The 20,936-nt window shown below is 64.3% G+C and carries 27 protein-coding genes; 17 read left to right on the top strand and 10 right to left on the bottom strand.

Annotation, left to right across the window (positions count from 1 at the left end; translation table 11 throughout):
* Positions 1–13: 13 nt before the first annotated feature.
* The 3 genes from dnaA to mutM all read right to left on the bottom strand — a co-directional run bounded on the left by dnaA (position 14) and on the right by mutM (position 3,043).
* The gene (gene dnaA / locus JX25_RS10250; RefSeq protein ID WP_128254891.1) at positions 14–1,390 is read right to left on the bottom strand and encodes a chromosomal replication initiator protein DnaA; all 1,377 of its coding nucleotides are present in this window, start codon (positions 1,388–1,390) and stop codon (positions 14–16) included.
* A 467-nt stretch (positions 1,391–1,857) separates the two neighbouring features.
* Entirely contained in the window at positions 1,858–2,130 is a 273-nt protein-coding gene (rpsT, locus tag JX25_RS10245; protein WP_128254890.1) for a 30S ribosomal protein S20, read from the bottom strand.
* Positions 2,131–2,200: 70 nt separating this feature from the next.
* Positions 2,201–3,043: a bifunctional DNA-formamidopyrimidine glycosylase/DNA-(apurinic or apyrimidinic site) lyase gene (mutM, locus tag JX25_RS10240; protein ID WP_128254889.1), complete on the bottom strand. Its 843-nt coding sequence runs from the start codon at positions 3,041–3,043 to the stop codon at positions 2,201–2,203.
* A 106-nt stretch (positions 3,044–3,149) separates the two neighbouring features.
* On the opposite strand from mutM, the gene ubiE reads away from it, so the two are divergent.
* Together ubiE and ubiB are read left to right on the top strand one after the other, a co-directional pair.
* A complete protein-coding gene (ubiE, locus tag JX25_RS10235) occupies positions 3,150–3,893 on the top strand; it encodes a bifunctional demethylmenaquinone methyltransferase/2-methoxy-6-polyprenyl-1,4-benzoquinol methylase UbiE (RefSeq protein WP_128254888.1) in 744 nt (247 codons plus the stop codon).
* Position 3,894: 1 nt separating this feature from the next.
* Positions 3,895–5,415 (top strand): 2-polyprenylphenol 6-hydroxylase, encoded by a 1,521-nt coding sequence (gene ubiB, locus JX25_RS10230; RefSeq protein WP_128254887.1) that lies wholly within the window; start codon positions 3,895–3,897, stop codon positions 5,413–5,415.
* On the opposite strand, the gene JX25_RS10225 is transcribed toward ubiB, so the two are convergent.
* Positions 5,412–6,029: a flagellar hook capping FlgD N-terminal domain-containing protein gene (locus JX25_RS10225; RefSeq protein WP_128254886.1), complete on the bottom strand. Its 618-nt coding sequence runs from the start codon at positions 6,027–6,029 to the stop codon at positions 5,412–5,414. The genes ubiB and JX25_RS10225 overlap by 4 nt on opposite strands.
* 9 nt (positions 6,030–6,038) lie before the next feature.
* On the bottom strand, positions 6,039–7,268 hold the full coding sequence (locus JX25_RS10220) for a flagellar hook-length control protein FliK (RefSeq protein WP_128254885.1): 1,230 nt from the start codon (positions 7,266–7,268) through the stop codon (positions 6,039–6,041).
* 96 nt (positions 7,269–7,364) lie between these two features.
* Here JX25_RS10220 and JX25_RS10215 point away from each other — a divergent pair, with 96 nt between their 5' ends.
* The 6 genes from JX25_RS10215 (at position 7,365) to JX25_RS10190 (ending at position 10,967) form a co-directional block, all read left to right on the top strand.
* Entirely contained in the window at positions 7,365–7,625 is a 261-nt protein-coding gene (locus JX25_RS10215) for a rod-binding protein (protein ID WP_128254884.1), read from the top strand.
* Positions 7,622–7,936, top strand: coding sequence for a hypothetical protein (locus JX25_RS10210; RefSeq protein WP_128254883.1), 315 nt, complete (start codon positions 7,622–7,624; stop codon positions 7,934–7,936). Before JX25_RS10215 ends, JX25_RS10210 begins: the two co-directional genes overlap by 4 nt.
* A gap of 193 nt (positions 7,937–8,129) precedes the next feature.
* Positions 8,130–9,329 carry a flagellin gene (locus JX25_RS10205; protein WP_128254882.1) on the top strand — a complete coding sequence of 400 codons (1,200 nt, stop codon included), beginning with the start codon at positions 8,130–8,132 and terminating at the stop codon, positions 9,327–9,329.
* A gap of 62 nt (positions 9,330–9,391) precedes the next feature.
* Positions 9,392–9,760: a flagellar biosynthesis regulator FlaF gene (gene flaF, locus JX25_RS10200; protein WP_128254881.1), complete on the top strand. Its 369-nt coding sequence runs from the start codon at positions 9,392–9,394 to the stop codon at positions 9,758–9,760.
* Positions 9,757–10,161: a flagellar biosynthesis repressor FlbT gene (gene flbT / locus JX25_RS10195; protein WP_128254880.1), complete on the top strand. Its 405-nt coding sequence runs from the start codon at positions 9,757–9,759 to the stop codon at positions 10,159–10,161. Before flaF ends, flbT begins: the two co-directional genes overlap by 4 nt.
* Positions 10,158–10,967 carry a DUF1217 domain-containing protein gene (locus JX25_RS10190; protein WP_128254879.1) on the top strand — a complete coding sequence of 270 codons (810 nt, stop codon included), beginning with the start codon at positions 10,158–10,160 and terminating at the stop codon, positions 10,965–10,967. The genes flbT and JX25_RS10190 overlap by 4 nt, the downstream gene beginning before the upstream one ends.
* Here the strand turns inward: JX25_RS10190 and JX25_RS10185 are convergent.
* Positions 10,964–12,259: a FliI/YscN family ATPase gene (locus JX25_RS10185; RefSeq protein WP_128254878.1), complete on the bottom strand. Its 1,296-nt coding sequence runs from the start codon at positions 12,257–12,259 to the stop codon at positions 10,964–10,966. The two genes, JX25_RS10190 and JX25_RS10185, sit on opposite strands and share 4 nt — an antisense overlap.
* A gap of 82 nt (positions 12,260–12,341) precedes the next feature.
* On the opposite strand from JX25_RS10185, the gene JX25_RS10180 reads away from it, so the two are divergent.
* Genes JX25_RS10180 through JX25_RS10140 form a run of 9 tightly spaced genes read left to right on the top strand, consistent with a single transcriptional unit; the run spans position 12,342 to position 16,753 of the window.
* On the top strand, positions 12,342–12,716 hold the full coding sequence (locus tag JX25_RS10180; protein ID WP_206611547.1) for a FlgB family protein: 375 nt from the start codon (positions 12,342–12,344) through the stop codon (positions 12,714–12,716).
* Positions 12,713–13,090 (top strand): flagellar basal body rod protein FlgC, encoded by a 378-nt coding sequence (flgC, locus tag JX25_RS10175; RefSeq protein ID WP_128254876.1) that lies wholly within the window; start codon positions 12,713–12,715, stop codon positions 13,088–13,090. Before JX25_RS10180 ends, flgC begins: the two co-directional genes overlap by 4 nt.
* Positions 13,091–13,102: 12 nt before the next feature.
* A complete protein-coding gene (fliE, locus tag JX25_RS10170; protein ID WP_128254875.1) occupies positions 13,103–13,375 on the top strand; it encodes a flagellar hook-basal body complex protein FliE in 273 nt (90 codons plus the stop codon).
* The gene (locus tag JX25_RS10165) at positions 13,375–13,644 is read left to right on the top strand and encodes a flagellar biosynthetic protein FliQ (RefSeq protein ID WP_421780674.1); all 270 of its coding nucleotides are present in this window, start codon (positions 13,375–13,377) and stop codon (positions 13,642–13,644) included. The genes fliE and JX25_RS10165 overlap by 1 nt, the downstream gene beginning before the upstream one ends.
* A 1-nt stretch (position 13,645) precedes the next feature.
* Positions 13,646–14,356 (top strand): flagellar hook-basal body complex protein, encoded by a 711-nt coding sequence (locus tag JX25_RS10160; protein WP_128254874.1) that lies wholly within the window; start codon positions 13,646–13,648, stop codon positions 14,354–14,356.
* An 8-nt stretch (positions 14,357–14,364) separates the two neighbouring features.
* Positions 14,365–15,150, top strand: coding sequence for a flagellar basal-body rod protein FlgG (flgG, locus tag JX25_RS10155; RefSeq protein WP_128254873.1), 786 nt, complete (start codon positions 14,365–14,367; stop codon positions 15,148–15,150).
* Positions 15,147–15,569: a flagellar basal body P-ring formation chaperone FlgA gene (gene flgA / locus JX25_RS10150; RefSeq protein ID WP_128254872.1), complete on the top strand. Its 423-nt coding sequence runs from the start codon at positions 15,147–15,149 to the stop codon at positions 15,567–15,569. The genes flgG and flgA overlap by 4 nt, the downstream gene beginning before the upstream one ends.
* A 9-nt stretch (positions 15,570–15,578) precedes the next feature.
* Positions 15,579–16,298, top strand: a complete 720-nt coding sequence (flgH, locus tag JX25_RS10145) for a flagellar basal body L-ring protein FlgH (protein WP_128254871.1) — start codon at positions 15,579–15,581, stop codon at positions 16,296–16,298.
* On the top strand, positions 16,298–16,753 hold the full coding sequence (locus tag JX25_RS10140) for a flagellar basal body-associated FliL family protein (RefSeq protein ID WP_128254870.1): 456 nt from the start codon (positions 16,298–16,300) through the stop codon (positions 16,751–16,753). Before flgH ends, JX25_RS10140 begins: the two co-directional genes overlap by 1 nt.
* A gap of 138 nt (positions 16,754–16,891) precedes the next feature.
* Here JX25_RS10140 and JX25_RS14865 read toward each other — a convergent pair whose 3' ends face one another.
* From JX25_RS14865 to flhA, 4 genes are read right to left on the bottom strand one after another with little or no spacing between them, the layout of a single operon-like run.
* Positions 16,892–17,068: a hypothetical protein gene (locus JX25_RS14865; RefSeq protein WP_164876109.1), complete on the bottom strand. Its 177-nt coding sequence runs from the start codon at positions 17,066–17,068 to the stop codon at positions 16,892–16,894.
* Positions 17,065–18,141: an EscU/YscU/HrcU family type III secretion system export apparatus switch protein gene (locus tag JX25_RS10135; RefSeq protein ID WP_128254869.1), complete on the bottom strand. Its 1,077-nt coding sequence runs from the start codon at positions 18,139–18,141 to the stop codon at positions 17,065–17,067. The genes JX25_RS14865 and JX25_RS10135 overlap by 4 nt, the downstream gene beginning before the upstream one ends.
* Entirely contained in the window at positions 18,138–18,890 is a 753-nt protein-coding gene (locus JX25_RS10130) for a flagellar biosynthetic protein FliR (protein ID WP_421780669.1), read from the bottom strand. The genes JX25_RS10135 and JX25_RS10130 overlap by 4 nt, the downstream gene beginning before the upstream one ends.
* The gene (flhA, locus tag JX25_RS10125) at positions 18,887–20,935 is read right to left on the bottom strand and encodes a flagellar biosynthesis protein FlhA (RefSeq protein ID WP_128254868.1); all 2,049 of its coding nucleotides are present in this window, start codon (positions 20,933–20,935) and stop codon (positions 18,887–18,889) included. Before flhA ends, JX25_RS10130 begins: the two co-directional genes overlap by 4 nt.
* Between the last annotated feature and the right edge of the window lies 1 nt (position 20,936).

Raw genomic sequence — 20,936 nt, 5'->3', positions numbered from 1 at the left:
GCGGGCGTCAAGGTCAGCCCTGAAGCAGCCGCCGCAGCATCTGAAGGTCATCTGCCAGCTGCGAATCGGTGGACATCAGCTCTTCCACCTTCTTCACGCCATGCATGATGGTGGTGTGGTCGCGCCCGCCGAAACGGCGCCCGATCTCGGGCAGGGAACGCGGGGTCAGTTGCTTTGCCAGATACATCGCCACCTGGCGCGGGCGGGCAATGGTGCGAACGCGCTTGGGCCCGATCATGTCGGACAGGCGGACGTTGTAGTGTTCGGCGACCTTGCGCTGGATTTCCTCGATCGTGACCTTGCGGTCGCTGGCGCGAAGGATGTCCGACAGGCATTCCTGCGTCACCTCCAGCGTGACCGGACGCCCCACAAGATTGGCAAAGGCGAACAGACGCGTCAGCGCGCCTTCCAGAACACGGACGTTGGTGGTGATGCGATGGGCCAGGAATTCCAGCACGCCGTCGGCGATGACCAGATCGCCCATCTGGCGGCGATAGGCTTCGGCCTTCTGCTGCAACACGCCAAGGCGCAGTTCGTAATCGGTCGGGTGCAGGTCCACCACCAGCCCGCATTGCAGGCGGGACTTGATGCGGTCCTCCATGTCCTTGATCTCACCCGGGGCGCGATCGGCGGAGATCACGATCTGCTTGTTCTGGTCCACCAGCGCGTTGAAGGTGTGGAAGAACTCTTCCTGCGTGGAATCCTTGCCGGCGATGAACTGCACGTCATCGACCATCAGGACGTCGACGCTGCGGAACATTTCCTTGAAATCCATGATCTGGCGTTCGCGCAGGGCCTGCACGAAGCGGTACATGAACTGTTCGGCCGAAAGATACAGCACGCGCAGATGCGGCTGGCGCAACTGCAGTTCGTGCGCGATGGCATGCATCAGGTGCGTCTTGCCCAGACCCACGCCGCCATACAGGAACAGCGGATTGAAGGTCACGGGGCCACCCTCGGCCACGCGGCGGGCGGCGGCATGGGCCAATGCGTTCGGCTTGCCGACGACGAAACTGTCAAAGGTGAAGCGGGCATCCAGCGGGGCAGAGGTCAGATCATCCTCGCGCGCCGGGGTGCGCACGGGCGACGGGCGTGCGGCGGCTGCCGGACGCACGGGGGCCGTCGCTGCCGCGGGGGCAGGGGCCGCGCCACGCGCAACGCAGAAATCCACGCGAGAGACGTCCTGGCCCGCCTCGATCAGGCGATGGCGGATCTGGTCGGCAAAGTTGCGCTGCACCCAGTTGCCGAAGAACGAGGTCGGCACCTCGAATTCAGCCCGGCCCTCGGCCAGACGCGTCAGCTTCAGCGGCTCGATCCACGTGACATAGTTGTTCCGGCCGACATGAAGCAGCAGGTCTTCGCGCAACTTCGTCCAAATGTCGTTTGTCATCGTGGTCCTGACCGCTCCATCACCGCGCGGGCTTCCCGCCCGGTTATCATCTTGTTCACCCCGCCCCGAAGGACGGCAAGCCGCGGAGGACGACCAGCCGGCAATGCCGGTGGCCTTAACGACAAGATGATCGGCGCGGGAAAATCCTTCCCGCGACCGAATCGCAAAGTGCCGCAGTGGCACCCTATCTAGCCTTGTGAAGATCGCATCCTGCAGGCAGCCCTGGTCGCGCGAGGCGACGGTTTGGCAGCCGGGCTGCAACAGGATGCGATCGCGTCATGTCCCCCAGGACAAGTGAATCGCCCTGAGACGCTAGCCCCGTATCGGAGGGCTCCGCAACCGAACTTTGCTGTTGACGAAGAAATGGCTGGGCCGAATCCGGAACGTGTATCGCGCCTGCCGAAACAGGCTTGACCAATAAAAAAGCGCGCCATAAGGCGCGCCATTTTCGCTTAATTTTCAGCAGATTAGGCTGCTGCGCCCAGAGCTTTCACGCGCGACGAGAGGCGCGAGATCTTGCGGGCTGCGGTGTTCTTGTGCACCACGCCCTTGGTCGTGCCACGTGCCAGTTCAGGCTGGGCGGCGCGGAGGGCTTCGGCGGCTGCGGCCTGGTCGCCGGATGCGATGGCCTCTTCAACTTTGCGCAGGAAGGTGCGGATCCGCGAACGGCGCGCCTTGTTCACGGCATAGCGGGCCTCGGACTGCCGGGCGCGCTTCTTGGACTGGGGCGTGTTTGCCATAGGTCGGGTTTCCGGTTCTGTCGGGGTTCTAATCTTGAAGCCGGGTCTTTATGCCCGAGTCGGCTCGAAGTCAACCCGTTTGGCAGGACGGGCACCAGAATGTGGACCGCCCCGCCTGCACGATCCGGGCGACCGGCGTGCCGCATTCGGGGCAGGGCGCGCCTTCGCGGCCGTAAACGCGGAAGCTGTGCTGGAAGTAGCCAAGTTCCCCGCCTGTCTGGCGATAATCGCGCAAGGAGGATCCGCCCGCGGCGATCGCCTCGTCCAGAACGTCGCGGATGACGGGCACCAGCCGCGCGGTTTCTTCCCCCGTCAGGCTGCCTGCCAGCCGGCGCGGATCGATGCGGGCCCGGAACAGCGCTTCGCAGACATAGATGTTGCCAAGGCCGGCAACGATTCTCTGGTCCAGCAGCGCCGATTTAACCGGCATCTTCCGCCCCGCCAGCCTCCCCGCCAGGTAGGACGCGTCGAAGGCGTTCCCCAGCGGCTCGGGCCCGAGCGAGGCCAGAAGCGGATGGCTGCCACCCGTGGGCAGCAGGTCCATCGCGCCGAAGCGGCGCGCCTCATTGAAGGTGACCTTTGCCCCCGTTTCCATCCTCAGCACCACGTGGTCGTGCTTTTCGGGGGCGGGGTGGTCGTAATGAAACTCCCCCACCATGATTCCCGAAACCAGCATCCGCCCGGTCATCCCAAGATGGACCAGAAGCGATTCCCCCGTATCCAGATCGGCAAGGATGTATTTCGACCGCCGCCGCAGCCCCAGCACCCGCGCGCCGGTCAGCCGCGCGGCCATGTCCGGCGGGAAGGGCCAGCGCAGGCCGGGGCGGTTCACATCGGCCTTCGTGATGACATGCCCGGTCATCGCGGGCTCCAGCCCGCGGCGGACAGTTTCGACTTCGGGCAATTCTGGCATGGGCGACCTCCGGCGCATCGCTATATATGTGCGGGGCGTGGGGCACAAAGCGGTTTTCCTTCGGCCCCGCAGCATATACCCAAGTCCCAAATGACGGAGGGCGCAGATGAGCGACAGGACCACCCATTTCGGCTTTCGCACCGTGGATGAGACCGAGAAGGCGGGCCTCGTGCATGGCGTCTTCTCTTCGGTCGCCTCGCGCTATGACGTGATGAACGACCTGATGTCCGCGGGTGTGCACCGCCTGTGGAAGGACGCGATGATGGACTGGCTGGCCCCGCGTCCTGGTCAGCGCCTTCTGGATGTGGCCGGTGGCACGGGCGACATCGCCTTCCGCTTCCTGAAACGGGCCAAGGGGTCGAAGGCGGTTGTGCTGGACATGACCGAATCGATGCTGGTGGCGGGCCGCCAGCGCGCCGACGCCGCCGACATGGCCGAGCGGCTGGATTGGGTGGTTGGTGACGCGATGGCGCTGCCGCTCCCCTCTAGCAGCTTCGACGTGTATACCATCAGCTTCGGCATCCGGAACGTAACCCGCGTGCAGGACGCCCTGAACGAGGCATATCGCGTCCTGCGTCCCGGCGGGCGCCTGATGGTGCTGGAATTCAGCCAGCTTCCCAATCCGGCCATGCAGAAGGCCTATGATCTTTACAGCTTCAACGTCATCCCGCCGATGGGCAAGCTGGTGACGGGGGACCGTGACAGCTACCAGTATCTGGTGGAATCGATCCGCAAGTTCCCCGATCAGGAAACCTTCGCCGGCATGATCCGCAAGGCGGGGTTTGATCTGGTGAACTATCGCAACCTGTCCATGGGCATTGCCGCGCTGCATTCCGGCTGGAAGGTCTGAATTGAGGGGTCCGCATAACATCCTGCGGCTGATCCGCACGCTCGCCACGTTCCAGCGCACCGGCGCGCTGCCCGTGATCCTGCAACAGGCCGAAGCGCCGGCACGGCTGCGTCTGGTGGCGCATCTGCTGGCCTGGCCCTTCACATGGCTGGGGCTGAAGGGCGATCCGGCCTTGCCGCCCGTGGTGCGGGCCATCACAGCGCTGGGGCCTGCCTATATCAAGTTCGGGCAGATCCTTTCGACCCGCCCCGATATCGTGGGGGGCGATCTGGCACTGCAACTGCGCTATCTTCAGGACCGGCTTCCGCCATTCCCCACCGTCCTCGCCAAGCAGCAGATCGAGGCGGAACTGGGCACCGGCGCGATTGCCGCATTCACGGACTTCTCCGAGCCCGTGGCTGCCGCTTCCATCGCGCAGGGGCATCACGCACGTCTGGCCGACGGGCGCGAGGTTGCCGTGAAGGTCCTTCGTCCGGGAATCGAGCGGGCATTCCGCGTGGATGTGGACGCATTCTATACCGGGGCGCGCATCGTGGAGGCGCTTTTGCCGTTTTCGCGCCGCCTGCGCCCGATGGACGTCGTGCGCCATTTCGACGGCGTCGTGACGGGGGAACTGGACCTGCGGCTGGAAGCGGCCGCAGCTGGGGAATTTGCGGTGAACACCGCCAATGATCAGGGCTTCCGCGTCCCTGCGCCGATCTGGAACCTGTCGGGCCGCACCGTCATGACGATGGACTGGGTGGACGGCATCAGCCTTGCCGATACGGCAGCGCTGGATGCGGCGGGGCATGACCGGGTGGTGATCGGCGACCGCGTGCTGCAACTGTTCCTGAACCACGCGCTGCGCGACGGGCTGTTCCATGCCGACATGCATCACGGCAACCTGAAGGTGGCACCGGACGGTGCCGTGGTCGCCTATGACTTCGGGATCATGGGGCGGCTCGATCCCTATACCCGCCGCGTTTATGCCGAAATCCTGTATGGTTTCATCCGCCGCGATTACCGCCGTGTGGCAGAGGTCCATTTCGAGGCGGGCTATGTCCCGCGCGACCGCGACATCGACGAATTCGCCCGTGCCCTGCGCGTGATCGGGGAACCGATCTTCGGCATGGACGCCTCCCACATCTCCATGGCGCGGCTGCTGTCCTACCTGTTCGAGGTGACGGAGCGTTTCGGGATGCAAACCCGGACCGAGCTGATCCTGCTGCAACGTACGATGGTGGTTGTCGAAGGGGTGGCCCGCTCCCTTGATCCCCACATCAATATCTGGCAGGTCGCCCGCCCGGTGGTGGAGGCATACATCCGCGAGAATGTCGGCCCCCGCGCCGCGATCCGCGATCTGGCACGGACGGCACGGGTTCTGGCCCGCTTCGGCCCGCGCCTGCCCGACCTGGTGGAAGACCGGCTGATCCGCGATCGGCAGGAAACCACCGTGGTTGTCCGCCCCCCCTCGCGCCTGAACTGGATGGTGGCGGGGGCGGTTATCGCACTGGCAGGGGTGGCGCTGGGCGCGCTGATCTAGCGCTTCAGCGCGGCCACCTGGCCTGCGGGAACCTCAGCCCCGCCTTTCATCACCAGGATCGTGCCGCTCGCATCGTTGCGCGCTTCGGCCACTGTGGCGTAATGGCGGGCTGGACCGGTCGAGATCATCGTCTGGCCAAGATAGCTTTCGACGCCCAAGGTATACCGCCCTGCCGTCAGCGGGGTTCCGGCCTGATCCGCCGGCACCCATTCCACGCTTTGCGCGCCCGGCGCGATGTCGGTGCGGCTGACAACCTTGCCCGAGGCATCCTTGACCACCAGAACCGCGCCATCGGCATTGGCGGCCGTCTCGGGAAAAAGCGTGATCGTGCTGCCATCCACCGGAACCGGCGCATCCACCAGCGCCTGTGCCCCCAGCCAGCTGGACAGATCCGACAGCGTCAGCGCGTCCAGCTTCGCGCCCAGCCCTTCGATCAGCTCGTTCGTGCGCGTCTGCTGTTCCACCCCGGAAAAGGTGGCAAGCTGCACTGCAAAATCGCTGGATTCCATGGGCGAGGTCGGATCCTGATTCCGCATCTGCGTGGTCAGCATCGTCAGAAAGGTTTGATAGTTGGTGTCCGGCTTCAAACCGGATGCGGCGGGTGTGATGCTCATGTTGCGTTCCTATAGGCGAAGATCGAGTCCGGTCGATTCGGAAGGGCCGGTGCGGGCGACATAGGTGGCGCTGCCGGCTTTGAGTGGCGGCGCATCCTGCTGCTGTTGTTCTTGTGCGTCCTGTTCCCCATCGACCCATTCCGAGAAGTCCAGCTGTGCCCCCGCGAATCCCTGACGCGCCAGATCCTGCTGAAGCATGTCCGCATGGCGGCGCATCAGGTCCAGTGTTTCGGGATTGTCGGCGCTGACCACCACGCGCCAATCCTCCCCCTCGCGGTGCAGCGTCACCTGCACACGGCCCTGATGGTCTTCGGCGCTGTCCTTCTGGACCAGCCTTTGCAGACTGTCCTGCACCACCTCGGCAGCGGCGCGGCGGGGGGCATCCTGCGCGCTGGTTTCGGGGCCGGGCGCGGCTGGTGGGGGCGGGGCCTCTGCCTTGCGTCCAGCCATCTCGTCGGGCGGGGGCGGGGCGTCCTGCGTTTGCAGGGCATCCGGCTGCACCGCGGTACCGACCGGCGTTGGGGCGGGCCCCTCCACGTCCGGCACTGGCATATCTGCCTTGGCCGCCTTCGTTTCCGCCTGCACGGGGTCTGGCTGCACGGGGTCTGGCGGCGTCATGACAGCCGGACCGGACGGAACAGGCGCGGCCCCTTGCATGACGGTGCGGCGGGTCGGAGACTCAGGCGACGCCTGCTGTTCGGGCAGTCGCCAGACCATCTCGGACAGCGAAACTGCGGCGGGCGGCGTGTCCGTCGCTTCGGCGTCGGCGGAAACCTCCTCGGGCTCGGCGGCTTCGGCTTTGTTCGCCACTGGCTCCGCCTTGCGGGGTATTGTCGTTACCGGACCATCCGCTATGGCCGGAGCGGGGCCGGCCGGCGCTTCCGGTTCGGCTGTGGTTTCCGGCATGCCCTGATCCGGCAATGCTGCCGGCAACGTAGCGTCCGGTTTGGCTGGCATCTTTGCCGGTCCAAGAGCATCCGGTTCAACCGCCAGCGCGTCCAAGATCCCCTCGCCCTCTGGCGTCAGGTGGGTGTCGGGAGCGGGCTCTGTCTTCGCAAGCATCTCCGTGGCGGCTGGCACCTCACCCTCGGCAAGGGGAAGGGCGGCTTCAGGCTGTGGCAGAACGATGGCCCCCTTGGGCAGATCCAGCGTGAACGGGGCAACCGGCAGAACGGGGGCAACCAGCGCTGCCGCCGGCTGCAGGGACGGTAGCCCGTTTGATATATTCAGGACATGCATTGCGCGGCGGTCTCCTTTGACGGCTTTCTGCCATGGTGACCATTACCGCTTTCTTTACCGCGTTCCGCCAAACTGCACCAAATTGCAGGAGGCCCTATGATCACATCAATTCACTCCCACCCCGTCGCGCAACAGCCCGACAGGTTGCGGGAAAAGGCAGCGCAACTTGAAACCGCCTTCCTGACCGAGATGCTGGGCCATGCGGGCCTTGATGCTGCAACGGAAGGCTTCTCGGGCGGCATAGGGGAGGAGCAGTTCGCTTCGTTCCTGCGCGAGGAACAGGCGAAGGCCCTCGTACAAAGCGGCGGCATCGGGCTGACGGAACGGCTTTATCGCGCCATGGGGGGTGCGGAATGACGGCGCTTGTTCTTCTGGAACGGATCGGCGCGGCCCTGTCTGCCGGCGATCTGGAAACCGTCACCGCCTGCACCGCGCAGCTGGAGGCGGAAATTGCCCTGATCCGGCGCGAGGATGCCGCCGCCGTGCAGGTGCTGGCGCGGGATCTGGGCCCCCGGCTTCAGGCTGCGGCGGATGGCGTTCGCGCAGCGCGCTGGCGCCTGGCCGAGATCCGGGCCATGGGCCGCAAGGGCGACCGCCTGGTCACCTATGACGGCCAGGGCCAGCGCCACGACACGGGTGGAAGCACCTCGCTTGCCCGGCGTGTCTGAGTTGATTCAAATCCGAATTACTTGGTCCTGCGCCATTAGGTCCTCCTTAAGATTCCGGGGGCAGAACGGTCCTGCGCCCCACGGTAGGGGCGGCGCGACGGTTCCCGCCGGTCGCAGGGTAGAAGCCCGTTTATCGCTGCTTTGAAGGCGGCAAAGGCCACGTGAAACTGCGTGGCGACAAGGGAATAAAAAGATGTCTTCGATCCTGACCAACTCCAGCGCGATGGTTGCCCTTCAAACGCTGAAGGGCATCAACAGCAACCTCAGCCAGGTGCAGAGTGAGATCTCTACGGGGAAATCTGTCGGTAGCGCCAAGGACAACGCCGCTGTGTGGGCGATCTCCAAGACGATGGAAGCCGACGTGACGGGCTTCAAAAAGATTTCGGAAGGCCTTGCTGTTGGCAAGTCGACTGTTGCCGTTGCGCGTGATGCTGCGGAAACCGTGACCGACCTGCTGACGCAAATGAAGGACAAGATCACCCAAGCCCAGGGTGACGGCGTTGATGCCAGCTCCAAGGAAAAGATCCAAGCCGATATCGATGCGCTGAAAAAGCAGGTCAGTTCCGTTGTCGGCTCGGCCCAGTTCAATGGCCGCAACCTTGTGGACGGCAGCACCGAAAGCCCGATGAAGGTCCTGTCCTCGTTGGACCGCGACATCAATGGCAACGTCAAGGCCGCGAACATCGACGTTTCGACCGTTGACCTTCGTTCGCTGTCCATCGCCGATGGCGAGGTGCAGACGGTTGCGATCAATGATGGCACCAATGACGGTGCGGTTACCGTGGCAGCGCTGACCTTCCAGGGTGGCGCAGACGCGCTTGCTGCTGATGACGCATCCGCCGATGCAAGCGACACAAGCGGCATCATCGAAGGCGACGTTGTCGAGATCAAGGTGGGCGACAAGTCCGTCACCTACACCATTGCTGCCGGTGACGACGCAGATGCGGTCGAAGACGGCATCAACGGGGCGCTGACCGACGCTGGCTTCACTACCCTGACGTACAGCGCGGCGGACAACGAGATCACCAACTCGAGCACGACCGATACGTTCGACATCGACATGAACGTGAAGCGTGGTGGTCTGGCTGACATGGCGTCGCTGGACGTGACCACCGACGCCGAGGGCGCGATGAAAGCGATCGAGGGGCTGATCAAGACCTCCGTCGACGCCGCTTCTGCCTTTGGTACGGCCCAGAACCAGATCGAAACCCAGTCGAACTTCGTCAGCAAGCTGACGGACAACCTGAAGTCGGGTATCGGCGCGATGGTCGATGCCGACATGGAAGAAGCATCGGCGCGACTGCAGGCGCTTCAGGTGCAGCAGCAGCTGGGGGTGCAGGCGCTTTCGATCGCCAACCAGTCGCCGCAAAGCATCATGTCCCTGTTCCGCTAAGCTGAACACGGGGCCGGGTGAACATCCGGCCCCACATTTGACTTCGATCGGGAGAAGCCGGATTGAACGCCTATCACCCCCACGCCTATGCCCGCACCGACGCACCGCTTCGCTGCGAACGCAGCGTCGAGTACGATGTCTTCGCCCGCGTCACGCGCGCGCTGACCGCAGCCCCCTCGCAGCGTGACACCGCCTTCGCGTCCTATGTGCGAGCCTTGCACGACAACCAGCGCCTTTGGACCGCTCTGGCCGCTGACCTGAGCCAGCCGAACAATGCGTTGCCCGATCAGTTGAAAGCGCAACTGCTTTCGCTTTACCGGTTCACCATGCAGCACACGCCCAAGGCTCTGAAAAAAGAGGCCGGGCTTGATGTGCTGATCGAAATCAACACCTCGGTCATGCGCGGTCTTCGCGGAGGGCCCGCAGCGTGACCGGCCTTGTGCTGAAGCTTGGCCCCAACGAACGCGTCCTGATCAACGGCGTGGTCATCGAAAACGGCGACAGGCGCGCAAAACTGGCCGTGAAAACGCCGAACGCGCATATCCTGCGGATGCGCGATGCGATCCGCCCCGATCAGGCCGACACGCCCGTGCGCCGCGTTTGCTATATCGCGCAGCTTGTTCTTTCCGGTGATGCGGAGCCGGCCGAAGGCCGTAAGCAGCTTCTTTCGGGCATCGAACAACTGAGCCAGGTTCTGACCGACCACGACAGCCGCAGCCTGCTGACACAGGCGACCGCTGCTGTTTTGCAAGGGCAGTTTTATCCCGCGCTTAAGGTTCTGCGCGCCCTGCTGCCACGAGAGGAGCGGCTGCTGGCCGCGCAAGTGGGATGAGCTTCACCCCCATCATCCCCATGGCCGGCTATGGCGGCTGGACCTTCCTGCAACGCACGATGGACAGCCAGAAGGCGGCCTTCGATGCGTCCCCCGAACTTCAGCGGGACGAGGATTATTTCCGCGAAAAGATCGGCTCCATCACCTCGGCCGAGGAGCTGGTTTCCGACCGCCGCCTGCTGAAGGTCGCGCTGGGCGCCTTCGGGCTGGATGATGAAATCAACAGCAGGTTCTTCATCCGCAAGGTTCTGGAGGAAGGGACGGAAGAAAAATCCGCCCTCGCCAACCGCCTGTCGGACAAAAGCTATGCCACGATGGCGGAAGCTTTCGATTTCAAGGTCGGCGCCACGAAGGAAGCGGGTTTCGCCGACAAGATCCTTTCCCGTTTTTCCGACCGCCAGTTCGAACTGGCGGTGGGGGAACAGAACAACGACATGCGGCTGGCCCTGAACGCAGAGCGGGAATTGGCGACACTTGCCGGTAAAAGCTCCAGCGATACGACCAAGTGGTACACGGTTCTGGGGTCCAGCCCGTTGCGCAATGTGTTCCAGACGGCCTTTGGCCTGCCCTCTTCCTTTGCGGCCATCGATCTGGACCAGCAGGTGCGCCAGATGCAGGACAAGATGCAGTCCCTGCTGGGAACCGACTCCCTTTCCGCGCTTGAAGATCCTGAAAAGATGGACACGCTGATCAAGCGGTTCCTGACGATGTCGCAGATCAACAACTCGGCCGCGGCACAATCGCCGGTCTTGCAGCTTTTCCAGTCCAACGGATCGGCTGGCGGAATCCTGTCGCTTCTGGCCTAACGCAGGCACGCCTCCAGCCGCTGGAAGGCATGGGTGACACCGGTCGAACGTTCGGCCAGGAACGCGTCCAGCTTCGGCCAGAGGCGCACCGCCAGATCAACCTGCGGGTCCGATCCCTTGGCATAAAGTCCCGCCTGAACCATCATCTCGGCCTTGTCCCATGTGCCCATGATCTGCCTTGCGCGCCCGATCATGGCGTTCTGTTCGGCAGTGGCGGCCGCAGGAAGGCTGCGCGAAACAGAGCGGAGGATGTCGATCGCGGGAAAGCGGCCACGTTCGGCAATGGCGCGATCCAGAACAACATGCCCGTCAATGGTGCCGCGCAGGATATCTGCCACCGGCTCTTCCATGTCCGACCCTGCGACAAGCACGCTGAAGACGGCGGTGATGTCGCCAGCACCCTCGGTTCCCGGACCGGCCCGCTCGGCAAGCGACATGATCGCATGGCTGGTGGATGGGGGATACCCGCGCAGGCTGGCGGCTTCGCCGGCCGCAACTGCCATTTCGCGATGCGCTTCGGCGAAGCGGGTGATGGAGTCCGCCAGAAGCAGCACATGATGCCCGCGATCACGAAAATGCTCGGCCACCGTCATTGCGGTCAGGGCGCAGCGCCGCCGGACCGGGGCCGACCGGTCCGAGGTGGCAGCAATGACGACCGCGCGCGCCATGCCTTCCGGCCCCAGCACTGTTTCAACGAATTCACGCAACTCCCGCCCCCGTTCCCCGATCAGCGCGATGACGACGATGTCGGCCTGAACCCCCCGCGCAAAGCCGGCAAGCAATGTGGATTTCCCAACGCCCGAGCCGGCGAAAAGACCGATCCGCTGCCCGCGCACCAGTGGCAGAAGCGTGTCGAAGGCGGCCATTCCCGTGGCCAAGCGGTCACCCATCGCGCGACGTTCAGCGGGCTGCGGCGGGGCCGCCCGAAGGCTGCGCGCATGCGGCCCCGGCAGCAGCGGGCGGCCGTCCAGCGGGCGGCCAAGCGGATCGATGACGCGGCCGATCCAGCTGTCATCAGGTGCCACGCTCATCGCGCCCTCAAGCTCCACCCGGTCCTGAAGGGCCAGCCCCTCGATCGCCTCGTCGCAGATGACGGTCAGGGTGTCGGTGCCGATTTCCACCACCTCCCCGCCGAACCGGCCCGAGATGGCAACGCGGTCGCCCAGCGCCGCGATATCCGAAAGCCCCGTCACCCGCAGCGTTCCGCCGCCCAGCGCAGCGATGCGCCCGACGCGGCGAACAGCGGTGATGCCTTCGATCTTTGTGCCCAGGGCCTGAAAGGGAGACTGCATGACGGTTCCTTTTTCGTTCGCTTACCGTTTCTAAAGGAATCACCCTTAAGCCTTGATGAAAGTGGTCGAGGGAGAAGCCCCGATGTTCGAAAGTTTGAAGATCGTAAAAATGGCACATGCCTTGGCGGATCACGCAGGATCGCGTCAGGTTCTGGTGTCGCGCAACATCGCCAACGCCGATACGCCCGGCTTCAAGGCGCTGGATATGGGCAGTTTCGCCGACAGCTTCCGCGAGGCAGGGGCGATGCGTGCCACGCGCGCGGCCCATGTCGGCGGATCGCAGGGGCAGGCGCAAATCGTCCAGTCCCCCCTAGGGGCTGATCCGAACGGCAACACGGTATCGCTGGATCAGGAAATGGTTCGCGCGGCCCAGATCCGGCAGGAACATGATCTGGCGCTGTCGATCTACCGCGCCTCATCCGACATTCTGCGGGCCAGCCTGGGGAGGCGGGGATGAGCGATCTTCTTGGCAGCCTTTCGATTTCCGCTTCGGGCATGACGGCGCAAACCCAGCGGCTGCGGCACGTGTCCGAGAACATCGCGAACGCCGACACCCCCGGCTATCATCGCAAAACGATCAGCTTCGGCGAGGCGATGAATGGCGGCGTGACGCCAGGCCCCGTTCGCCTTGATCGCAGCGATCTGACCCGGGTCTATGATCCCTCGAATCCGCTTGCTGACGCGACCGGTCATTACGACGGCTCCAACGTCGACATGGTGATGGAAATCGCCGACGCACGGGAAGCGCAGCGCAGCTACGAGGCAAACCTTCGCATGTTCGATCAGGCGCGGCAGATGACGCAAAGCCTGTTCGATCTTCTTCGCCGATAAAGAGGTTCCAGAATGGAAATCACCGCATCCTTCGCCGCGCAGGGCTATCTGAAATCCCGCCCCGCGACAGAGCCTGACGGCAATGGCCTGTTCCGCGTGGCAGGCGATTTTGCAAAGACCCTGCAACAGGGCGAACAAACCGCAGCCGCCGCCATGACGGGCGGTGCCGCTCCGCATGCCCTTGTGCAGGCCCTTTCCGCGTCGGAGTTGGCAGTGGAAACGGCCGTGACCGTGCGCGACAAGGTGGTCGAGGCATATCAGGACATCCTGCGGATGCCCGTCTGATGCTGGACGAAGGCGTAATCTTCGACATTCTGCGTCAGGCCTTGTGGATCGCGGTGCAGATCTCCGCCCCGCTTCTGGCCGTGGCGCTGGTTGCCGGCCTGATCATCGGCCTGTTCCAGGCACTGACCTCGGTCCAGGAGATGACGCTGACTTTCGTGCCCAAGGTGGCGGCGATGCTTGCCGTGTTCTGGGTCTCGATGAGCTTCATGACCGCAACGCTGGTCTCATTCTTTCATGACGGGGTGCTTCCCCGGATCGCGGGGCAGTGAAATGGATGCAAGCGGCTATACCACGCTGACGCGGCAAGCAGGCCTGATGCGAGAGATGCAGGCTGTTGCAAACAACGTCGCCAACATCTCCACCACCGGTTTCCGGCGCGAAGGCGTTGGGTTTTCCGAATTCGTCCGCAAGCTGGACGATGCGCCGTCCTTGTCGATGGCAAACGCAAGCGTCCGCCAGATCGACCTGTCGCAGGGCGGGATCACGACAACGGGCGGCAGCTTCGATTTTGCAATCCAGGGCGAAGGTTTCTTCGCCGTGCAAACCCCTGAGGGGGAGCGGCTGACCCGCGCCGGCAGCTTCACCCCATCGCCCGAAGGGCTGCTGGTCAACCCCGATGGCCATCCGCTGCTGGATGATGGCGGCGCACCGGTTTTCGTGCCGCCGGATGCGGGGCCGGTCGCTGTAGCGCTGGACGGCTCGCTTTCCGCGGGCGGTCAGCCACTGGCGCGCATCGGGCTGTGGCAACCCGCCGATCCGAACAGCCTGCGCCACGAAAGCGGCACCCTTTTTGCCGCGGATGCGACCGAACCGACCGAAGCGGGAACAATCATTCAAGGTGCACTGGAAGATTCGAACGTCGATCCGATCGGTGAGATTGCCTGCATGATCGAGGTCCAGCGCGCCTACGAGATGGGGCAGAGCTTCCTTGATCGTGAGGATGACCGCCTCCGCACCGCAATCCAGACCCTCGGCCAGTAGGAGCTGCCATGAACGCCCTTCAGATCGCCGCCTCGGGCATGGCCGCGCAGCAGATGCGCGTGGATACCGTGTCCAATAACCTCGCCAACATGTCGACGACCGGCTACAACGCACGTCGCGCCGATTTTGCCGACCTGCATTACCAGCAGATCGCCCGCCCAGGCACCATCGCGGCCGAAGATGGTACGATGCTTCCCACGGGCGTCCAGCTTGGAATGGGGGTGCGCCCTTCTTCGGTTTCCGTGGTTCTGGCGCAGGGCTCGCTTTCGCAAACCGGCGGCGATCTGGATGTCGCCATCGAAGGTGCTGGTTATCTGGAAGTGACGCTGCCCAACGGTGCCGCCGCCTATACCCGCGATGGTGCGCTGAAGCGGTCCGCCGACGGGTTGATCGTGAATGCCGACGGGCACGAGGTTGCCCCGGGCATCACCATTCCGGACGATGCCAACAGCCTGTCCATCAACGCCGATGGCGAGGTTTACGCTTATTTTTCCGCTCAGGTGCAGCCGCAGCTTCTTGGCCAGCTGAACATGGTGAACTTCACCAATGCAAAAGGGTTGGAGGCGACTGGATCCAACCTCTTCCTTGAAACCGAAGCCTCTGGCCCACCCATCCAGGGCCTGCCCGGCGAAGACGGCCTGGGCACCCTGCGGCAGGGCTATCTTGAGGACAGCTCTGTCGATGCGGTGCGCGAGGTGACCGAACTGATCAAGGCGCAGCGGGCGTACGAGTTGAATTCCAAGGTGATCCGCGCGGCGGATGAAATCCTGTCAGCCACGGTTCAGGTCAAATGATCCCCGCCGCACTGATCCTTGCGCTGCTGCCCGCCGCGGCAGGTGCCGATACGGTGCTGGCAGGGCGAACGCTGCGGGCAGAAACCGTGCTGTCGGCCGAGGATGTGAAAACCGTTCCCGGCACCGTTTCCGGTGCGCTGGATGATCCGCGTCTGGCCATCGGGATGGAAGCGCGGGTGACGCTTTATGCAGGCCGCCCGATCAAGGCCGAAGATCTCGGCCCGCCCGCCATCGTCACGCGCAACCAGCTTGTGCCGCTCAGCTTTTACGCTGGGGGCTTGTCGATCCTGACCGAAGGCCGCGCCCTTGGTCGGGGCGGGGCAGGGGACGTGATCCGCGTCATGAACCTGCAATCGCGCACCACCGTGTCCGGCCGCGTGTCCGAAAACGGGCAGGTGATCGTGAAGTCAGGCCTGTAGGAGGAACCCATGCGCGCCGCCATACTTTGCCTGACCACCCTGACTGCCTGCGGGCCGCTGTCGCAGGTGGGCAAGGCCCCCGCCTTTTCGCCCCAGCAGGAAACCTATCAGTATCACGCGCTTTACGCGACGCCGATGCCGGATTCGGTGCGGCAGGCAACGCCGGCTTCAACCTCCTCTCTTTGGACGGGGGGGCGGTCATCGCTGCTCAGCGATCGGCGCGCCGAACGCCGTGGCGACATCCTGACCGTCGTGATCGAGATTGACGATCGGGCCGAGATGTCGAACACATCCGGCCAGACGCGCAGCGGATCAGACGAGATGAAGCTGCCTTCGCTGTTCGGCCTGCCGGAACGGCTGGACCGGAAGCTGCCCGAAGGTGCAACGATGGCCAGTGCCGTCAACACCTCTTCCAGCCACAGCTATGAAGGCGACGGATCGACCAAGCGCAATGAAAAGCTTGAACTGCGCATCGCCGCAACCGTGGTGGAGGAACTGCCGAACGGGGTTCTGCGGATCGAAGGCCGGCAGGAGGTGCGCGTGAACTATGAACTTCGTGAATTGCAGGTCACGGGCTATGTCCGCCCCGCCGACATTTCCCGCCAGAACGAGGTGACGTACGACAAGATCGCCGGCGCGCAGATCGCCTATGGCGGGCGCGGGCAGATCACGAACGTGCAGCAGCCCCGCTATGGCCAGCAGATCACCGATATCGTGTTGCCATTCTGATGAAAAAACTTCTCCCCCTCATTCTTGTGTTGATTGGCGTTGGCGGCGGCGTCGGGGCGGGTATTGCCCTGCGTCCCGCCCCGCAGGCAGAGCTGGAAGAGCAGCCCGCAGCGGCGCCCGACATCTCGGCGAAGCATGATTACATCAAGATGGGCAACCAGTTCGTCGTGCCGCTTCTGTCGCAGGGGCGGGTGACATCGATGATCGTCATCTCCCTCAGTCTTGAGGTGCAGGTGGGTGCAACGGACAATGTCTATCTGCGCGAACCGAAGCTGCGGGACAGCTTCCTTCAGGTGATGTTCGATCATGCCAATACCGGCGGCTTCGATGGAAGCTTCACCGATGGCACCAACCTTGTGACGTTGCGCAAATCGCTTCTTGAAGCGGCGCAGCAGGTGCTGGGTGCGACGGTATCCGACGTGCTGATCGTGGAGATCATGCGTCAGGACAACTGATCACCGTGCCTTCAGCCGGGCCAGAACCTGCGCCCGGCCGAAGGCGGCGCGGGCCTCGTCCTGCGCGTCCATCCATTCGGCCGTTTGTCGCGCCAGCGTCACGTTGATCGCAGCGCGGCGTGTATCTGCCCACCCCTCCTACCGCACCGCAACCCGGGCCAAGAGCAGCGGATCATCCGAGGGCGCCGCAGCCAGCTGCAAGGCTGCCAGATGTGAAAGGCTTTCATCCCGCGCCCGGGCAGCCTCACGCAGTTTCACAAGCTTCGCATCAAGCAGCAGATCCGCGATCTGCGACAGCCGGTTCAGGCGCTTCATTCCCGCTCCTTGGCTTTCTTGCGCATCGCATCTGCAAAGCGGATCGCGGCAGCGACAGCGCGATAATGGTCGGGATGGATCGCGTCCCCGATCTCCAGGCTTGCATGCAGCACACGGGTGGTTGCCGGATCGCGATGCACCGGCACGCCCGCCTCGGCCGCGCGTTCGCGGATGCGACGGGCAACTTCATCAACCCCCTTGGCCACGCAAACCGGCGCCCGCCCGCTGGCCCGATCCCATGCCAGCGCCACGGCATAATGCGTCGGGTTCACCATCACGACATCGGCCTTCGCCACCTCGGTCAGCATCTTGTTCATGGCGATTTCCATGCCGCGCTGGCGCCGCTGCTGCTTCATGTGGGGATCGCCCTCGGCGCCCTTGTGTTCGTCCAGAACCTCTTGTCGCGACATGCGGTTGCGCCTGATGTGCTGCATCCGCTGCCAAAAGAAATCCGTGCCGCCGATCAGCACTGCCAGCGCCAGAACCACCAGCAGGAACCGCAGCACAAGGCCCAGCGTGGTTGCAAAGGCAACCGCCGGATCAAGGTAAAGCATCGCCACGATCCGGTCCTTCTGGCTGGCAAGGAACCAGACAAGGATGATGCCGGTGAGGATCATCTTCACGAAGCTTTTGCCAAACTCGAACAAGCCATCCGCCCCGAACTTGTTCTTGGCGTTGGACAGCGGGGAGATGCGCGAGAGCTTCGGTGCCAGCTTGGAGGGCGTGATCAGAAAGCTGCGTTGCAGGGCCACTGAAGTGATCGCCGCCACGAAGGGGATCAGCACGAAGGGCCAAAGCGCTGCCCCAAGGCGAAGCATCAGCCCGCCCAGTGGCGCGCTTGCGCCTTCGGCCATCAGGGGGGCGAGCCGGGCGGACTGGTCCAGCAGCACCTCTGCCGCCTCGCCCGCCTCGCGCAGTGCGTTCGGTCCGGCGGTCATCGCCGCAAGAATGAACCCGCCGCAGACCGCCGCCCATGTCAGATCGGCCGAACGGGGAATGTTGCCTTCCTTGCGCGCCTCGTCCAGCTTTCGCTGTGTCGGCTCGTGTTCCTTTTCGGCGGCTTCCTCGCTCATCCGAACGGATCCGCCAGCCAGCCGTTCAGCGCTGCCACCCAAAGGGCCAGCGCCAGCGGCACAACAATTGCCAGCATTGCCATCGCACCAAGGCTGAGGGCGGGGGCACCGATCATCGCCACCATCAGCTGCGGCATCGCGCGGTTGATGACACCAAGCGCAACGTTATAGATCAACGAGCCTGCCACAAAGGGTGCAGCCAGCGCGAAGGCCAGCCAGAAGGCATGCGCCACCTGCGCCACGCCCCATTCGGCCAGCATTCCCGCGTCGGGCAGGGTGCCGGCCGGCATCGCGCGGTAGGAGAGGACCAGGAATTCCACCAGCCGCAGATGCAACCCGGCTGCCATCGCCACGGCAATTCCGCCCAGCGTCAGCAGATGGCCGATCGCCGGTTGCGGTTCGCCAGCGCCCCCCAGAAGTTGCGACAATGAACTTGCCTGCGCCACCATGGCCGCCGCCGTTTGCAGCGCCATGACCAGCAGCCGCAGCCCAAGGCCCAGCGCCAGCCCCGCCACAACCTCGGCCCCGTATCCGCCAAGTGTCAGCACCGGAACGTCAACCGACGGCGCGACGACGGCGGTGAAAGCCAGTGCCACGCCCAGCCGCACGCGCTGCGGTACGGATTGTTCGCCAAAGCCGGGCATCAGCGCGGCCACCGCACCGATCCGCAGGAAGACCGCGAAGGCCTGCTGCCACATCTCGGCGGCAGTTCCGGTCAGTTGGGTCAGGACGGCGATCAGGTCGTTCAAAGTGGCACCACGCCAATCATGGAAGGCCGCGCGTCCATTCCGATCTCGTCATATGACAGCACCGGCGCGCCAAGGCCTTTGGCGGCCACCACCGTCCGCACGAAGCGCCGCCGCAGGGCCGAGGTGACGATGGCCGGATGCGACCCCATTTCCGCCGCCTTGTTCAACTGGCCGGCCAATCCGGCGGCCAGGCGGTTGAACGCATCGGGGGGCAGGGCCACGTCGCGCCCGCCTTCCATCGTGTGGCGCGCGAACGTCTGTTCCCATTCCTGCGCCAGCTGGATCAGGGGGATCGTGCCGTCGGGGCGACGCAGTTCGGCCACCATCTGGAACCCCAGCCGCTGGCGCACATGTTCGGCCACCACTTCTGCCGGGCCAAGGCTGCGCCCTTCCGAAACCGATTCGAGGATCAGGGGAAGGTTGCGGATGGAAACACGCTCCTCCAGCAGCAGGCGCATCACGGCCAGAAGCAGATCGACCGGCACCTTGTCTGGCACCAGCTCATCCAGCAGGCGCCGGTTGGCGGCGGCACGCGCGGGGTCGGACAGGTTGGTGAATTCATCCAGCAGGCGGCGCAGGCCCTTCAGCGTCAGCAGGCGGCCAAGGTTGGCCTTCAGAACCTCCAGCAGGTGGGTGGCCAGAACCTCGGCAGGGCTGACGACGGTCAGGCCAGACAGCGCCGCATCCTCATGCCGGTCGCGCGCGATCCAACGTGCCGGCGCGCCATATACGGGCTCGCGCACATCCTCGCCCGCAGGGGCAGCGATGTCATCGGCCAGCAGGACCAGTGCGCGGTCGGAGTGCAGCAGGTCGCGCGCCCGTTCCACCCCGTGCAGGCGGATGCGATAGGTGCCGGGGGGCAGGGCGGCTTCATCCGTCAGCCGAATCTCGGGCAGGATCAGGCCGAAGGCGCTGGCAACATGGGTCCGCATGTTGGTGATGCGTGCATCCAGCCCCGTTGCCGGATCCAGAACCATAGGCACCAGATCCGAGGCAAACTCGATATGGATATCGTCGAAATCGAGAATGTCGCCCAAGGAGCGTTGCGGGGGCGGTGCTTCCGCCATCGGCGTGTCATCCACCTTCGGACGGCGCGCGCCGAACCAGGCCGCCGCCGCCAGTGCCGCCGCGCCGCAGATGAAGGGCAGGAACGGCATTCCCGGCACCAGCGCGAACAGCGCCATCAGGGCAGCCACCGTGCCAAGCGCTGCCGGGTAACGGCCGAGCTGCTGGAAAAACGCAACGTCCGCGGCGCCTTTCGCGCCGCCGCGCGTCAGCAGCAGTGCCGTCGCGATAGAGATCAGGACCGCCGGTATCTGCCCCACCAGCCCGTCGCCCACCGTCAGGATGGCATAGGTGCCAAAGGCACGTTCCACCGGCATGCCATGCATGACGATGCCAACGATCAGCCCGACGACGATGTTCAGAAGCGTGATCAGCAGCCCTGCCACCGCATCGCCCTTCACGAATTTCGATGCACCGTCCAGGGCGCCGAAGAAGTTCGTCTCGTCCAGCTCCCGCTCTCGTCGTGCCTTGGCTTCGGTGTGATCGATCGCACCGGCGGCCATGTCGGCATCGATGGCAAGCTGCTTGCCGGGCATACCGTCCAGCGCGAAGCGGGCGCCCACCTCGGCCATCCGGCCCGCGCCCTTGGTGATGACGATGAAGTTGACGATCAGCAGCACGCAGAAGATCACAAGACCCAGCAGGATGTTGCCGCCCATGATGAAATTGGCGAAGCCTTCGATCACGTGGCCGGCCGCAGCCGTGCCGGTATGCCCTTCCCCGATGATCAGCTTGGTCGAGCTGACGTTGAGCGAGAGCCGCAGCATCAGCGAGGCGAGAAGGATCGTCGGAAAGGCCGAAAAATCCAGCGGCCGTTCGATGAACAGCGTCACGGTCAGCATCAGGATCGCCAGCGCGAACGAGGCCGCCAGCCCGATATCCAGCATCCATGCTGGAACGGGCAGGATCATCATCACGACAACCGCTGTCAGCGCCAGCGCCAGAAGAACTGTGGGTTGGAAAAGTGCGCGTGCCGTCATA

The organism is Falsirhodobacter deserti (assembly GCF_004015795.1).
Classification (GTDB): Bacteria; Pseudomonadota; Alphaproteobacteria; order Rhodobacterales; family Rhodobacteraceae; genus Falsirhodobacter; species Falsirhodobacter deserti.
This window is presented reverse-complemented; position numbering and strand designations above follow the sequence as displayed.

What these genes read in the sequence shown, in the direction of transcription:
- JX25_RS10225 (WP_128254886.1), bottom strand. Translation starts at nt 6,029, where the DNA reads ATGAGCATCACACCCGCCGCATCCGGTTTGAAGCCGGACACCAACTAT.
- JX25_RS10165 (WP_421780674.1), top strand. Translation starts at nt 13,375, where the DNA reads ATGCTGGACGAAGGCGTAATCTTCGACATTCTGCGTCAGGCCTTGTGG.
- flgH (WP_128254871.1), top strand. Translation starts at nt 15,579, where the DNA reads ATGCGCGCCGCCATACTTTGCCTGACCACCCTGACTGCCTGCGGGCCG.
- JX25_RS10135 (WP_128254869.1), bottom strand. Translation starts at nt 18,141, where the DNA reads ATGAGCGAGGAAGCCGCCGAAAAGGAACACGAGCCGACACAGCGAAAG.
- JX25_RS10205 (WP_128254882.1), top strand. Translation starts at nt 8,130, where the DNA reads ATGTCTTCGATCCTGACCAACTCCAGCGCGATGGTTGCCCTTCAAACG.
- mutM (WP_128254889.1), bottom strand. Translation starts at nt 3,043, where the DNA reads ATGCCAGAATTGCCCGAAGTCGAAACTGTCCGCCGCGGGCTGGAGCCC.
- JX25_RS10210 (WP_128254883.1), top strand. Translation starts at nt 7,622, where the DNA reads ATGACGGCGCTTGTTCTTCTGGAACGGATCGGCGCGGCCCTGTCTGCC.
- rpsT (WP_128254890.1), bottom strand. Translation starts at nt 2,130, where the DNA reads ATGGCAAACACGCCCCAGTCCAAGAAGCGCGCCCGGCAGTCCGAGGCC.
- JX25_RS10140 (WP_128254870.1), top strand. Translation starts at nt 16,298, where the DNA reads ATGAAAAAACTTCTCCCCCTCATTCTTGTGTTGATTGGCGTTGGCGGC.
- JX25_RS14865 (WP_164876109.1), bottom strand. Translation starts at nt 17,068, where the DNA reads ATGAAGCGCCTGAACCGGCTGTCGCAGATCGCGGATCTGCTGCTTGAT.
- JX25_RS10220 (WP_128254885.1), bottom strand. Translation starts at nt 7,268, where the DNA reads ATGCATGTCCTGAATATATCAAACGGGCTACCGTCCCTGCAGCCGGCG.
- ubiE (WP_128254888.1), top strand. Translation starts at nt 3,150, where the DNA reads ATGAGCGACAGGACCACCCATTTCGGCTTTCGCACCGTGGATGAGACC.
- fliE (WP_128254875.1), top strand. Translation starts at nt 13,103, where the DNA reads ATGGAAATCACCGCATCCTTCGCCGCGCAGGGCTATCTGAAATCCCGC.
- flgG (WP_128254873.1), top strand. Translation starts at nt 14,365, where the DNA reads ATGAACGCCCTTCAGATCGCCGCCTCGGGCATGGCCGCGCAGCAGATG.
- JX25_RS10215 (WP_128254884.1), top strand. Translation starts at nt 7,365, where the DNA reads ATGATCACATCAATTCACTCCCACCCCGTCGCGCAACAGCCCGACAGG.
- JX25_RS10180 (WP_206611547.1), top strand. Translation starts at nt 12,342, where the DNA reads ATGTTCGAAAGTTTGAAGATCGTAAAAATGGCACATGCCTTGGCGGAT.
- JX25_RS10160 (WP_128254874.1), top strand. Translation starts at nt 13,646, where the DNA reads ATGGATGCAAGCGGCTATACCACGCTGACGCGGCAAGCAGGCCTGATG.
- flgC (WP_128254876.1), top strand. Translation starts at nt 12,713, where the DNA reads ATGAGCGATCTTCTTGGCAGCCTTTCGATTTCCGCTTCGGGCATGACG.
- flgA (WP_128254872.1), top strand. Translation starts at nt 15,147, where the DNA reads ATGATCCCCGCCGCACTGATCCTTGCGCTGCTGCCCGCCGCGGCAGGT.
- JX25_RS10190 (WP_128254879.1), top strand. Translation starts at nt 10,158, where the DNA reads ATGAGCTTCACCCCCATCATCCCCATGGCCGGCTATGGCGGCTGGACC.
- JX25_RS10185 (WP_128254878.1), bottom strand. Translation starts at nt 12,259, where the DNA reads ATGCAGTCTCCCTTTCAGGCCCTGGGCACAAAGATCGAAGGCATCACC.
- flhA (WP_128254868.1), bottom strand. Translation starts at nt 20,935, where the DNA reads ATGACGGCACGCGCACTTTTCCAACCCACAGTTCTTCTGGCGCTGGCG.
- dnaA (WP_128254891.1), bottom strand. Translation starts at nt 1,390, where the DNA reads ATGACAAACGACATTTGGACGAAGTTGCGCGAAGACCTGCTGCTTCAT.